Annotated in this window: 11 protein-coding genes and 1 riboswitch; of the genes, 5 read left to right on the plus strand and 6 right to left on the minus strand. The window is 40.1% G+C overall.

Annotated elements, in window-relative coordinates:
- Window positions 1-13 precede the first annotated feature (13 nt).
- On the minus strand, window positions 14-916 hold the full coding sequence (locus H5R64_RS06805; protein WP_182580747.1) for an RluA family pseudouridine synthase: 903 nt from the start codon (window positions 914-916) through the stop codon (window positions 14-16).
- Window positions 917-1,894, minus strand: coding sequence for a linear amide C-N hydrolase (locus tag H5R64_RS06810; RefSeq protein ID WP_182583101.1), 978 nt, complete (start codon window positions 1,892-1,894; stop codon window positions 917-919).
- 142 nt (window positions 1,895-2,036) lie between these two features.
- On the opposite strand from H5R64_RS06810, the gene H5R64_RS06815 reads away from it, so the two are divergent.
- On the plus strand, window positions 2,037-2,954 hold the full coding sequence (locus H5R64_RS06815; protein ID WP_182580745.1) for a magnesium transporter CorA family protein: 918 nt from the start codon (window positions 2,037-2,039) through the stop codon (window positions 2,952-2,954).
- Between the two features lie 339 nt (window positions 2,955-3,293).
- Here H5R64_RS06815 and H5R64_RS06820 read toward each other — a convergent pair whose 3' ends face one another.
- Entirely contained in the window at window positions 3,294-4,724 is a 1,431-nt protein-coding gene (locus H5R64_RS06820) for a C69 family dipeptidase (protein ID WP_182580744.1), read from the minus strand.
- An 83-nt stretch (window positions 4,725-4,807) separates the two neighbouring features.
- Window positions 4,808-4,906: riboswitch (purine riboswitch) on the plus strand.
- Between the two features lie 64 nt (window positions 4,907-4,970).
- Here H5R64_RS06820 and H5R64_RS06825 point away from each other — a divergent pair.
- Entirely contained in the window at window positions 4,971-6,296 is a 1,326-nt protein-coding gene (locus tag H5R64_RS06825; RefSeq protein ID WP_308184594.1) for a nucleobase:cation symporter-2 family protein, read from the plus strand.
- A gap of 403 nt (window positions 6,297-6,699) precedes the next feature.
- Window positions 6,700-8,067, plus strand: coding sequence for a Na+/H+ antiporter NhaC (nhaC, locus tag H5R64_RS06830; RefSeq protein WP_182580743.1), 1,368 nt, complete (start codon window positions 6,700-6,702; stop codon window positions 8,065-8,067).
- A gap of 100 nt (window positions 8,068-8,167) precedes the next feature.
- Here the strand turns inward: nhaC and H5R64_RS06835 are convergent, their stop codons facing one another.
- From H5R64_RS06835 to H5R64_RS06845, 3 genes are all read right to left on the minus strand, one after another.
- The gene (locus H5R64_RS06835) at window positions 8,168-9,289 is read right to left on the minus strand and encodes an aminotransferase (RefSeq protein WP_182583103.1); all 1,122 of its coding nucleotides are present in this window, start codon (window positions 9,287-9,289) and stop codon (window positions 8,168-8,170) included.
- Between the two features lie 13 nt (window positions 9,290-9,302).
- Window positions 9,303-10,724, minus strand: a complete 1,422-nt coding sequence (locus tag H5R64_RS06840) for a basic amino acid/polyamine antiporter (protein WP_182580741.1) — start codon at window positions 10,722-10,724, stop codon at window positions 9,303-9,305.
- A gap of 354 nt (window positions 10,725-11,078) precedes the next feature.
- Window positions 11,079-11,732 (minus strand): histidine phosphatase family protein, encoded by a 654-nt coding sequence (locus tag H5R64_RS06845; protein ID WP_182580740.1) that lies wholly within the window; start codon window positions 11,730-11,732, stop codon window positions 11,079-11,081.
- A 154-nt stretch (window positions 11,733-11,886) separates the two neighbouring features.
- On the opposite strand from H5R64_RS06845, the gene H5R64_RS06850 reads away from it, so the two are divergent.
- Both H5R64_RS06850 and H5R64_RS06855 read left to right on the plus strand, forming a co-directional pair.
- Window positions 11,887-12,159, plus strand: a complete 273-nt coding sequence (locus H5R64_RS06850) for a hypothetical protein (protein WP_182580739.1) — start codon at window positions 11,887-11,889, stop codon at window positions 12,157-12,159.
- A gap of 123 nt (window positions 12,160-12,282) precedes the next feature.
- Complete coding sequence (locus tag H5R64_RS06855; protein WP_182580738.1) at window positions 12,283-14,415, plus strand: LTA synthase family protein; 2,133 nt, start codon at window positions 12,283-12,285, stop codon at window positions 14,413-14,415.
- Window positions 14,416-14,432: the final 17 nt, after the last annotated feature.

Here is a 14,432-nt window from a genome sequence, read left to right on the forward strand (position 1 = left end):
CCCCCTTTTTTATTTATTCTAAATGATATTTTAGCAGATTTTGCTTGAAATAGGGAGGGAGGGGAGCCGTAATCTCCAGTCGCCTATTAGAAAATGGCAATACTAATCGTTGTTTTCTTCCATGAAGAAGCATTCCACCGCTAGGATTAGGGTTATAAATTGGATCACCAATAATTGGGTGTCCACTGTAAGCAAGGTGAACCCGGAGTTGATGGGTTCTTCCTGTCCCTAACGCCAAACGGACAAGTGAATAATTTTCAGTAGTAGTTAAAACATGGAAAAACGTTTGCGCAGGTTGTGCGTTCTCTCCATTCACCATTCGTCGCCACGAATCACTTGGATCATCTCCAATCGGCCAATTCCATTCCCCTTTTCCGATCAAGTGTCCCCTGACTAGTGCTAAGTATTCCCGATGGATTTGCCCCTGACTAATGAATCTGTTCAAGATAGGAACAACTATTGGGTTCTTAGCAACAATTACTGCTCCGCTCGTTTGCAAATCAATCCGGTGAACCATATAAGCCTGATGGTGCAAATAGCCAGCTACATCATTCATTAATGTTCTTGTTTCACCTTTTTTATTAGGATGGCTCTTTTGTCCTCGTGGCTTATTAACGACAAGCAAATCGCGATTTTCATACAAAACATTCAAATGAGGGTTAATCGTTGGAAGATACCGGTTATTTCCTGGGTGACGAAACTCATCTCCTTTAAACAACAGGGTGATTTGGTCGCCAGGATGAACAACCTTGTTTACCGAATGATATTCCTGATTTATTAATACCTGGCGTCGACTTCGCAAGTAATGAACAAAGCGTTTTGGAAGAAGCCACTGGTGTTGGAGCAACTCACGCAATGTAATTAAGGATTGTTTATTACTCAATCGTTCTTGAAGTTCCCATCGAAATGTAGTCATTTATTTAACCTCCCTAACAGTTAACTGATCAGGAACATTATAAACTTTTGGCTTGTCCCAACTCAGCATTTCTGGTGTTAATTGTAATTTGGTAATATCTCCCCGATGGTATGGTTGAAAATAATAACTACAACTTTCTGCCACCGTCACTGCGCGGTATACGGAATAATTTTTTTGATGACGAGTATTTTGCGGAACAGTTACACTATCCAATAAGTGCCACTCACTAATCACTCTATACCTCTCGTCTTGTGGTACATCCGAACGTTCTTTCAAGTAGGCCGCCCGAACAAAGCGTGCACTTGGTGAATAGTAGCCTGGTGGATTCGTTTTACCTGAAAGACGACCAGTAGTAACCCGTGGTGTATTCAAAGGAACACGGTGTGCAATAAACTCAGGTGTAAATTCAACATACTTCTCCATTTGATGAAGCTGCTTTTTAAAATCAGGACTGTTAGTTACAATACCCAATGGGTTCTCAACCACCCTTAGCGGATTATGGGTCGGTTCGATTACAACGATCCTCCCCGTCTGATCAGCAACTGCAAAATGAAGTTCCGGCTTACCGTATTTAGTATCGCTATTCTTTTCACTCATCAATTCTACTTCATCAAGATGCTCTTCTATTTCAGCTACGGTACAAAAATTTCCCAAGAGCCAAAAAATGAATTCATATGCTGCTAACTGAACCTTATTCCGATCGTGCTCGTCAACATAGTGAGCACCATTAGCGAAAGTTAACTTTTGCGCCATTAAGCCATGCTCATTAACACCATCTGAAACATCAATTCTGGTTGCAGAAAGGCTCCCACCACCAACCATCGCGTACTTATTGGTATAAACTCGGTGATCAAATGCTGTCACCCACTTAAATTGTCGGGGAACAAATAACGGAGAAACAGCTAACTTTGGCCAATCCATTGTTCTTGCTAGCAAATGTGTCTTATCCAATGTTACTTGGTAAATACTCGTGCACATGATCCCTTTCCTCCTAATTTTTACTTTCAAGTTTATCTGATTTCCCGGGAAATAGTTATATTTTGTTTTCAGACTGCTTTACTTTTTTCTGTTAAAATAGTTGAATAGGGTTATAAGTGATTTTAAGTAGGGGATGGAGAACATGCTTAGTACAGAAAGAATTAACGCACATAGCTGGTGGATCAGCGTTTTCGAACCCCTTCCCCATGAGCGACAAGATCTTATCCAAAAATATGAAGTTACCAAGGAACTGCTTGACTATGCCATTGACCCCTACGAAAAAGCCCGGGTTGAAGTTGATCCAGACGCTGGGGTTACTTTATTGATCTTCGACGTCTATGTACCTACTCACGAAGTAACTGCTCCCCAGACTGCACCTATCGGTCTCATGATCACAAATAATAATTTAATCACCTTTACAAATGCAAAAACGAACTTTGTTAATGGAATTATTGCCAACCAGCTTAAGCGAATACAAAATCACGATACTGTTGTTGAAAAATTAAACTTAGTCCTCGCTGTTCTTTACCGGTTATCCACTGATTACTTTGGTCCCTTACGACGAGTTGACCAAAAGCGCCAGCAAATCCAGCGTTCACTTCAAGCTCGAACAGGTCGCAAAGCCATTACAGAATTCATGGAAATTGAAACCGGACTTGTTTATATGCTCACTTCGTTAAAGGGCAATGTTTCCTTACTAGAAGAATTTAAGCGCCGAATGAACCCCATTATGTCGGCTCGACAGAAAAATGATCTTGATGATGTTATCGTTGAAGCACAACAAGGTTTGGAAATGGCTCAGATGACCTCGGATGTTTCTGCACGAGTTTCTAACGCATACAGCAAGGTCTTGGATAGCGACCTAAACCACACAATGAAGTTCTTAACGATCTATTCGATCCTCCTCTCTATCCCGACAATTGTTGGTGGCTTTTATGGAGAAAACGTCGCTCTTCCACTTGCAAACAAAAGCTACTCCTGGATTATTACCATTGTAATTTCACTAATTCTCATGTTCCTTTGTGCCGTCTTCTTAATTAGAAAAGATTGGTGGAAATAATAGAGTGCGAGTGAGCAAAAAAGAATGCCCGTAAGACAATAAATTCTCCTGACCGGATGCTGATGGTATCCGGGAGGGAGTTTTTGTCTATAGGAGCTTCTCAGCGAGCGCATTTCGACTTGATTACTTTAGAAAAGCCTAAGTACATAGTCATTCATGGCTACATACTTAGGCTTTACCAGTTAAGTTTTGTTTAATGGAGATAGTAATTCTACTTCAACATAGTCTAAACGTGCTTCGCTCGAGTTTCCTAGAGCTAGCAACCTCCTTCCTAGGCGCAAGTCGCCTTCGTCAGGAGAAATTGCTAGCCTTCCGGAAACTCTTTGGAGCGAAGACACTCTAATAATTATCTCCTCTTTCGAATTGAAATTTGGAATTGAGGAGAGCTTGGTGGATAAGGCTGTTGAGAAGACTCTTCGTGGCATCCATTGCATGAACAGCAGTCTTTTCATTTCGCTTAGTAAGGAAAGCGGTAACAGCATCCCCTTGCTTGGTCTTAGCAATCGCCGTAATCATATCAACTCGCTTAATCGCATAGCTTTGTAAAGCATCACGGAAAGCATTAACCTCATTGATAAATTCATGATAATGGGGTTCAACAATTACTTCTAATTGTTTTTGCAGCCAGTATGCACTATCGTCAACTTCATTTCCTGCATGATTATAAGCAGCAGGCGTGGCATTAATATTCGTAAAGAATGGAACGTATGGGCTATAAGCAAAAAAGCCAAAGTTAATCCATTGAATTGCCGCACATTCAGCCGGAACATTATTCCGAATTTGCAAAATACATGAGCTTTGGTTCCGGTCAAGAGCAATTGAACGGAACTTCTTTTGATCCTTTTCATCTCCGGAAGCGTATGAACCAGTCGGATCATAAGGTGTCCCATTGTAGTGTGATGACAAGAAATATTCAACGTCTTCAACAGTGATCTTTTTTTCCGCCCGTTGAATAAACGGGATATCTAAGCTTGTTGGTTCTTGTTCGAGAGATGGGGTAAATAGCTTCTGTCCATACCATGAACGTGGGGTGTTGTAATATTGGTCAGCTTCATCATTTGTCCCAAAAATCTTCCGGAAGTTGAAACTACCCGGATATGGATTCAAATTATTATCCTGAACAAACTGTTGGATCGTTGGTGCAAACATAAAGTTATCTGAATCTTCAAAATCGATTTCTTCAATGCACATAATGTTTGGACAAATTGCGTAAGCATCATCTGGGATACGTTGCGCTACCCACTGATGACCTCCAGCTGTTTCAAAGTACCAAACTTCATTGTTATCACTAAAAGCAATCCCATTACTTTCACCAGTACCATATTTTTCAATCAAGTGACCGAGACGTTGAACTCCTTCTCGTGCACTCTTAATAAACGGTAACACAAGGTAAACCATCGAATCTTCGTCAATCCCCTTTTCAACTAACGGATCATGACCAAGAACTCGTGGGTTAGTCATTTCGGTTTCGGAGGCACTCATCGCAACATTATATTCATTGATCCCCTGTTCATCCCAGCGACCATTACTAATATCACCATTAGTAGTGGCAGTAAAACGGCAGCCTTGCCCTTCAAGCTCAACTTCTAACCCGTTATAGGTAGATATGAAACGTTCTCCTGTATAGTCCTTAGCTGGATAAACCTGGAAAGTCTTTGGATTAACACCATCGTAATCATCTTCATTTCGTGCAATCATCGTTGAACCGTCAATTGATGCATTCTTCCCAACCAACATTGCAGTACAGCTACTCATTTTTTTGACACTCATTTTGCCCCGTCCTTTCAGTTATGTTTATTATTTATAATAACACTTTTAGTCCGATCCTCTTGCCAGCTTTTTCAAGTCGTGATAGGATAGCAACATTATCTGCCTATATAATACCGTAATATGGTCGGTGAGTCTCTACCCAAAGCCTTAAACTTTGGACTATAAGCAATTAAGAGTAATACTAGTTTGTAGAGGGACTGCGGCTTTTGTCAGTAGTCCCTTTTTTATTCAAGGGAGGATTAAATTGTGGAAGAACTCAGTTCAACAACTACTTCTAAGTATAGTAAGGTTTTCTTTTCACCGAAAGATTTTGTACTCGGATTCCAACACTTACTTGCAATGTATTCCGGAGATGTTTTGGTTCCCCTACTTATTGGGAGCTATCTCCACTTCTCAGCCATGCAAATGACATACTTAGTCTCTATTGATATTTTCATGTGTGGAATTGCGACCCTTCTTCAATTAAAGCGGACCGCTTTAACGGGAATTGGGCTGCCAGTCGTTCTAGGTTGTGCCGTTCAAGCTGTTACTCCCCTCGAATCAATCGGGAGTAAATTAGGAATTACATACATGTACGGTGCAATTATTGCATCAGGATTCTTTGTCTTCTTGATCGCTGGATTCTTTTCGAAATTAAGGAAACTTTTTCCACCAGTTGTTACTGGTTCTTTAATTACAATCATTGGTTTCACCCTTGTTCCTGTTGGTTTCCAAGATCTTGGTGGCGGAACACCATCTGCCCATTCATTTGGTGATCCGAAAAACCTTCTTGTTGGTTTCATTACTATTATAGCTATTCTGCTTTTTAACGCTTGGGCAAAAGGATTTTTAAAGTCAATTGCAATCCTCTCAGGGATTTTAATCGGCTCCTTTACTGCTAGTGCAATGGGAATGGTTTCTTTAAAACCAGTTTCCCAAGCAGCATGGCTCCATACGCCACAGTTGTTTTTCTTTGGTGTTCCTCATTTTAATGTGAGTGCAATGGTTACCATGATCCTGGTATCACTAACAACAATGATCGAGTCAACCGGGGTTTTCTTCGCTCTCGGTGAAGTCACCGGACAAAAACTTACAAGTGAGGATATTAAACGTGGTTACCGTGCTGAAGGAATCGCAGCAATCCTCGGCGGTCTCTTCAACACCTTCCCGTACTCTACTTTCTCCGAAAACGTTGGAGTCATTCGAATGTCTGGAGTTAAAACCCGGCGTCCCGTTTATTATGCAGCAGTTATGCTCTTACTCCTTGGCCTACTTCCAAAAGCAGGAGCATTAGCTACTGTTATTCCTGATCCCGTACTTGGTGGTGCGATGATCGTTATGTTTGGGATTGTTGGGGTTCAAGGAATCCAGATCCTCCATAAAGTTGATTTTACAGATAACGGAAATATCCTAGTTGCTTCTGTTTCCGTCGGCTTGGGACTAGGAGTAACGATGTATCCACATATTTTCCAGTACTTACCTACTGAATTTCAAATTATGATGGGAAATGGGGTGGTTGTTGGTAGTGTCGCCGCTGTAGTTCTCAACCTCTTATTCAACGGTTATGGAAAAGAAAAGGCTGCTAAAAATTGATCTCATTAAATTTTAATAATCATATTGACAATTTAATTTTGTCACGCTAGAATAACTTCAACAATTATCGTTTCAGTAATTGCTTCGTTAGGTGTCAGAGAGCCGGTGGGGATGTGCGAACCGGTCAGGCGGAGTTAATGAATTATCGCGAGTATAAGATTGCTCGGCCATAGTCAGTGCCGTTACCACCTGATACGAGAGCGTATTACTATAAAGGATACGTATGTGGGTGGTACCGCGGTTAATAAATCGTCCCGTTGATGATCATTTTCATCAGCGGGACTTTTTTATGGTTATTGTTTCAAGGAGGAACTAAAAATGAAAAATTGTGGCGGAATTATTCGTTATCAACTTCAATTCAAATAACAACTAACTAATAAATTATGTAAGGGAGATTTGAATTATGAAGTCAATCAAGTTTGGTGAAGCGATTAGTATCTTATTAATCATGTTAATTATTTTAGGAACGGCGGTTATTAAGTTTGGCCTTTCCCCACAGATACCAGTATTGTTTGTAATTGCATTAATTATGCTATGGGCAAAAGTGCGTGGTGCTTCTTGGGATGACCTCCACAAAGGGATCCAGGATGGAATTGGAACAGCAATTATTCCAATCTTTATCTTTATCCTGATTGGGGCGCTCATTGCTGTCTGGATTAAAGCTGGGATCATCCCTTCCATTATGGTGGTTGGATTTAAGTTCATCAGCGCAAAATGGTTTGTCCCTTCAACCTTCGTCGTTTGCGCCTTAGTTGGGACATCAATTGGGAGTGGTTTTACAACCATCTCAACAATTGGTTTAGCTCTCTTTGCTGTGGGCCACGCGATGGGAATTAACCCTGCTCTAGTTGCTGGTTCAATCGTTTCAGGAGCTGTCTTTGGCGATAAAATGTCCCCATTGTCAGACTCCACAAACCTCGCTTCAGCTATTGCCGGTAGCGACCTCTTCGCTCATATTAAAAACATGATGTGGTCAACAATCCCATCTTTTGTTGTTTCATTTATCCTTTTCTGGATTATCGGTCAAAGTGGTAATGGGATGGATGCTAGTAAGATTACACACACCACTCAAGCATTAACTAGTAATTTTGTAATTAGCTGGTGGGCCCTTCTGCCAATTGTCCTACTCTTCATTTGTGCTTGGCGCCATATTCCAGCAATTCCAACATTATTTATCAACATCATCGTCACTGTAATTATGATCTTTATTCAAAGTCCACATACTTCTCTTAAGTCACTAACAAACTTAATCAGTGAAGGTTTTGTTGCCCACACAAACGATGCTTCAGTTAACGCCTTGCTTTCTCGTGGTGGGATTACCAGCATGATGGGGACAGTATCACTAATCATCGTCACCCTTTCACTCGGTGGGATTCTCATGCAATTTAACGTGATCCAATCCGCAATGGAACCCCTTGTTAAGCATTTGAAGACTCCTGGTAGCCTTATCCTCGCTACTATTCTTTCCGGAATTGGGGTTAACCTCTTCGTTGGTGAACAATACCTTTCAGTAATTCTTCCTGGTCGGGCTTTCAAGACTGCCTTTAAGGACATGGGACTTTCCCCATTAGCCCTCAGTCGGGTCCTTGAAGATGGTGGAAGTGTAATTAACTACTTAATTCCGTGGGGTGTTGCCGGAATGTTTGCGGCATCAACTCTTGGTGTTCCCGTTCTTCACTTCCTACCATTTGCCTTCTTCAGCCTCTTCTCTCCAGTATTCTCCGTTATTAGTGGGTTTACTGGAATCGGGCTAAAGCGTTATAAAAATTAAATATAAGAATTTAAAAAAGCTGCCAATGTTCGCCGTGAACTTTAGCAGCTTTTTCAAATGCTTTAAGTCTACTAAGAAAGTTAATTCCTAGCTTTTTTAATTAGTCATATTGGTGCATATATTTTGAAAGACGTTTCAACCCTTCTTTAAGGGTTGCTTCTGGGGCACAGTAACCAAGACGAACATGTTTGGGAGTATCAAATGCATCCCCTGGCACTAACAAAACCCCTTCATCTTTCAACAAGTTTTCGCAGAAGGTATGAATATCAACTGGAACATCTAGTTTAGGGAATGACGTTGAAACCGCCTGGGGCATCACAACTGACGCCCGATCTTCATGTTCAATCCAATCTTGGTAAATCTTTAAGTTACCGAGAACCAGTTTCCTGTTCCGTGCCAACACCTGATCACGGTGACGAAGGACATAGGTTGCAATCATGTCATTAAAAACACCCCCACAGATCATCGTATAATCGCGGAACTTCCGAAAAAGATCTGCTAATTCACCATTCGTTGCAGTCCAGCCGATCCGAACACCAGGAACTGAATATGTCTTTGAAAGGGAGTTAGTAGCAATCCCCTTATCATATAAATCAATACTTGAAGTGAACTTTATTGGATCATCTAACGGCAAGTAAACTTCATCTACTAATACATAAGCACCCACTGACTTAGCAATTTCGACAACTTGTTTCAAAAATGCCTCATCTAAGACTGTCCCGGTCGGGTTATTTGCATTATTTAAACAGATCATCTTAGTATCAGGACGAATTAACTTTTTCAGTTCTTCAATATCTGGATACCAATTATCTTCTTCGTGAATATGCCAGAAGTCCACGTCAGCCCCTAACGACTTTGGAATGTCGTAGAGTTGTTGGTATGATGGATATTCTGCAATCACGTGATCCCCAGATTGAATTAAACTATAAAGAGCCAAAATGTTTGCCCCAGTAGCACCATTCGTTTGCAAAATATTATCTGGTTCGACATGTTGATACAACTTAGCAACTTTCTGCTTAAATTCAGGCGATCCTTCAATCCACCCATAGTTCATCTTTTGTTGATCTAACATTTCATAAAATTCCTGACCATTATTACCGTCAAGATTTAGTACTTCATGCATCGTCAATGAAGCGATTGTACTCTGTGAAATATCATAAGTGGCACTCTTTTCCCACTTATTTAACCACGCTTCTACACCAAATGGGGCGATTTCAACCATAACTTATAACCTCCTAATTATTAATTGCAATTGTTCCGTTTCCAATTAACACTAATGAAACAATGGCAAAGATAACGATTAAAATCATCGCAATCTTTTCCTTTACGGTAACAACATGTTTGAATTCTTTACATGCCTGTAGGTAGAAAATGAAACCGGGAATAAAGCCAATGGAGACAACCATTACTTGCTTCCAACCCGAAAGGATCATTGCCATCAATTCAAATAGGGCAGTGATTAACCCAATAACAAACTGACCCCATTCATGATTCTGACCACTGTATTCCATTTGGTAAATTCCAACTAAGAGGTAACAAATCAAAATTGCAGCCGTACATAATGTGTATGCAAAATTATACGCATAATTTGTGAATAATAATGTGAATAGGAAGATCGATTGAAGAACTCCAGTAATAATTAATGCCTGAGTAGGAGCCTTCTTTTTATTCAGTTTTCCCCACGAAGTTGGTAACGTTTGGTCATCGGCCATTAACATTAATGATTCTGCCGGCAACATCGTCCATGATAACCAAGAAACTAGTACCGAGATAATTAAACCAATACTAATTAAGGCGGCACCCCAACTTCCAACTAAGTGTTGCATGATGGCCCCTAATGCTGGTTGCCCACCAGCTGCTAACTGAGATCTTGTCATTACCCCATAAGGAAGGATTGAAACAATCACGTAAATCGTTAATAAACTAGCAAGGCCAAGGATCGAAGCATGTTCAGCGTCTTTCCGTGTTTGAGCCCGACTTGAAAGGACGGATGCTCCTTCAACTCCAACAAAGAGCCACATCATTACAATGATTGAAGAACGAACTTGATCAAACAATGATGTTTGCTTTAAGCCATGAACATTTTGGGCAACGTTTCCCCAGAAATCTGCCGTAAACATTTTGGCCTTAAAGGCAATGATTACACAAATGACAAAGACAATTAACGGAATGATTTTGCATATTGTTCCAATTGAATTTATAAAAGCTGCCGATTCAATCCCCCGATTAACTAAAAATGTCAGAACCCACGTTAGAATAATTGCTACAATGATTGATACTAAGTTCTGCCCATTTTCAAAGGCTTTCGGGAAAAAGGTTCCCAATGCGCTCATCGTAATCGTCGCAAAAGCAATGTTTCCCAACCATGCAGATAGCCAATAGGCCCAACCAGAAACAAATTCACCTAACGGGCCGAATGCGGCACCAGCATAACTAAAAATTCCCGAATTAAGGTCAGGACGTTTTTGAGAAAGATTATTTAGCGATAGCACCAGGGTTAAAACACCTATCCCTACGATAATCCATGCCAAAATTGCTGGACCTGGTGCAGCTGCTGTTGCTAAGTCACTTGTAATTCCAAAAACTCCTGAACCAATCGTCGAACCAACAATCAATAGCGTTAATTCGGTGGTATTAATTCCCTTTTTCTCACTCATTAGCCTCAACTCCTATCTTACCCTTAACTAATTTGATCCTTTATTCAAAAAAGTGAATATTTATTAATTAACGGTAATTATAACAGGGTAAATGAGGAGATTCAAATAAAATCTTAATTTTTTATTAAATGCATTACAAAAGAGCGCCCTCCAACTGTTTGGAGACGCTCTTAAGTTTTTCGAGTATTAAGTTTGGCACGCCAGGAACTTGCTAGAGCGGATAATTTCTACTACAACTAAGTCTAGATCTGCTCGCCCTAACTTTCCTCGAGCTAACGACCTCCACCTCCGACGGCAAGACGTCGTTCGGTGGAGAAATCGTTAGCCACCGGAAAGTTTTAACGGGCTCGCACTCTACTTATCATATTCCTCTATCTTAAACTCATGATCGGTTAGGATGGCAGTAGTAAGACTGCCATTCTTTGGACGAACGGTTACGTCATATTTACCTTCACCGAAACGTTCTACGAGACTTAGCAAAGTATTTCCATGACTTACCCAAAGAACATTAGCATCTTCAGGAAGATCAGCATGCCGAATCATTTCGATCCCCTTATTCATCCGTTCCCAGTATTCGTGGTTATTTTCTGCATCATGGAATGGATCGGCTTCCTTCAACCAATCCTTAGCTTGACCAATCGAACTGGCGAGGACGATTTGCTTAAATGTATTATAGCCGTGAGGTGCCCCAGCATTGTACCAAGCAAGATCCATGTTTGTTCCTTCATAAGAACCATAGAATTCTTCGCGGAAATAAGGAGCAGTAACTGGTTCACGAACGGAATCTGCCTGGTTCAAATCAAGGATTTCTTGAATGGTTTCCATTGCCCTCGTTGTATCACTACAGAAGGCAGCATCAAAGTGAATATTCTTAAGCCGTTCACTCGCATTCTTAGCGTCTCGCTTCCCCTTTTCTGTTAGTGGAGAATTACTCCATCCCTGGAGCTTGTTGTAAATGTTGTAATATGTTTGACCATGCCGTACTAAGTAAATATTCAATTTTGTCATGACTCATCCTCCGTTCTCCTGTAATTCCTCTTCATTATAGCGCTCCCATTATTAATTTAGAAGCAAGATAGATCTTTGAACTTGCTTATCTTCCTCTTCATAACTTCTTCATACTTTCCCCCTATTCTTAATACAAGAAAGAAGGAATTGACTAATGACATTAAAAGAAACTGCTTCTCAACCAAATATTGTTGCGGCTAAGATTATTGCCATCAGCAACAAAAAAGTTACAGTAGTTACCGAAGAAGGTTATCTATTAATGATTCCCTTAACTAAAGAGTACCGTCAAGACAAGACAATACTCGAATCATTGAAGGATATCCTTCGTGCCGGTATCTGGATTCCTGTAAACAAAAAATTACGGAAGCTCTTTAGCTATGACTGGCTAACTGGACCAGTGCCCGTTCCGGCTAAAGTAAATAATTAAATTTTGACAACAATCTTCCTTATACCGATGTTTCCTCACTAATCTATGGTAGAATGGCTGTTGATTTGTTAGTTCTACTAGCACTAAATAACTATTAAATCTCGATTGCGAGGAACATTCCTAATGAAAAAACTAAGCAAATTTGTGGACACTAGGATTGGGTTCTTCATCCTTCTAGTAGTCCTTTTTTGGTTGAAGACATTATTTGCTTACTTTACGGACTTTAAATTAGGGGCAGAAGGGATTTTTCAATACCTTATTCTGTTAATTAACCCGGTACCAATTACCGCATTAATTTACAGCATCGCATTTTATTTTAAGCGTGCCCGCTTTTTCTACCCAGTTTTAATGGGATTAGATATTGCCAACACGTTATTGCTGTACCTAAATATCATCTATTATCGTGAATTTACTGATTTTATGACAATTGCCACAATGACTGGTTACTCAAAAGTTAATCAAGGTTTAAGCGGCAGTTCGTTAGCCTTAACAAATGTTCACGATCTTTTTTATTGGCTTGATATTGTTATCATCCTCATCCTGATGTTGATGCGGAAGATCCATTTCGATCCACGTGCCGTTAGTAGTAAATTAGCGTTCGCGTTCACTTCAATGTCGTTAACCCTCTTTGGTATAAATCTAGCATTTGGGGAAATGAGTCGGCCACAATTACTTACCCGAACATTTGATCGAACTTACATCGTAAAATACCTTGGAATTGATGCTTTTACTGGATACGATGCGGTTAAATCACAGCATATTAATAATATGCGACAAAGTGCTACTAAATCAGAACTATTGAAGGTTAAAAAGTTTACTGATAAGCATTATGCCGCACCTAATCCCAAGATGTACGGAATTGCTAAGGGGCGGAACGTTATTGTTATCCACCTGGAAAGTTTCCAACAGTTCTTGATTGATAAAAAGGTAAACGGTCAAGAAGTTACGCCATTCTTAAACTCCTTATATCACGGGAAAGATACCTATGCATTTGATAACTTCTTCCACCAGGTTGGTCAAGGGAAAACGAGTGATGCCGAAAACATGCTAGAAACCAGTACATTTGGTCTTCCTCAAGGCTCACTTTTTGCAACCCTTGGGAGTGATAATACCTTCCAAGGTGCTCCAGCAATCCTTAATCAACGTGCTGGATATACTAGTGCCGTTTTCCATGGAAATGTTGCTAGTTTCTGGAACCGAAATAACGTTTATAAGAATTTAGGATACCAATACTTCTTCGACGCTAGTTACTTCGATACTTCTGGCGATAAAGCTACGGGATATGGTCTTAAAGATAAGTTGCTCTTCAAGAATTCTATTAATTATCTCCAGAATTTACAACAACCCTTCTACACTAAGTTTATTACCGTTACTAACCACTTCCCGTACAGCCTAGATGATGAAGATAAAGATCCAAACTTCCAAACAACTAACACGGGAAATACCACTGTTGATAACTACTTTGTAACAGCTCACTACTTAGACCAATCACTTGCTGAATTCTTTGCCTACTTACAAAAAACAGGTTTAGATAAAAACTCAGTCATAATGATTTACGGAGATCATTACGGAATTTCAAATTCAGAGAACAAGGCTTTGGCAACTGCTCTTGATCGAAATCCTGATGATTGGACTGACTTTGATAATGCACAGCTTCAACGGGTTCCATTAATGTTTGTTATCCCCGGTTCTGGTGGTCGTGGTGGAATTTACCATCAATACGGTGGAGAAGTCGATGTCTTACCAACACTTCTTCACCTTCTCGGAATTAGTACTAAACGATACATTCAATTTGGTACGGATCTCTTTTCTAACCACCACAGCCAAGTAGTTGCTTTCCGGAATCGTGATTTTGTAACTCCTCACTTTTCTAGCATTAGCGGGATAATTTATAATAACAAGACTGGAAAAGTTGCTAAATTAACAGCAAAGCAGAAGAAACGTTTAGAGAAGGATCAGAAGCTTGTAAATACAGAGCTTTCGCTTTCTGATTCTCTAAACGAAAAGAACCTGCTTCGCTTCTATCATCCAAAAGGCTTCAAGAAAGTCAATCCAGCCAATTATAATTACTCAAACGGTTTGAAACGAGAAAAGCAGATTGAGAAGAAGCTTGGCAATAAATCAACTAGCATTTTCTCAAAGAATGGTAACCGTTCTACAGTTGATGATTACTCAACTGATGCCCCAGAGCAAAACCACTCTTCAACTGATTCCAACCGAATTAAAATTACTAATCCAGACGCTAATAATAAGTAAACTAAAGCGAATAAAAA

It is taken from the genome of Limosilactobacillus fastidiosus (assembly GCF_014145505.1).
Lineage (GTDB): Bacteria > Bacillota > Bacilli > Lactobacillales > Lactobacillaceae > Limosilactobacillus > Limosilactobacillus fastidiosus.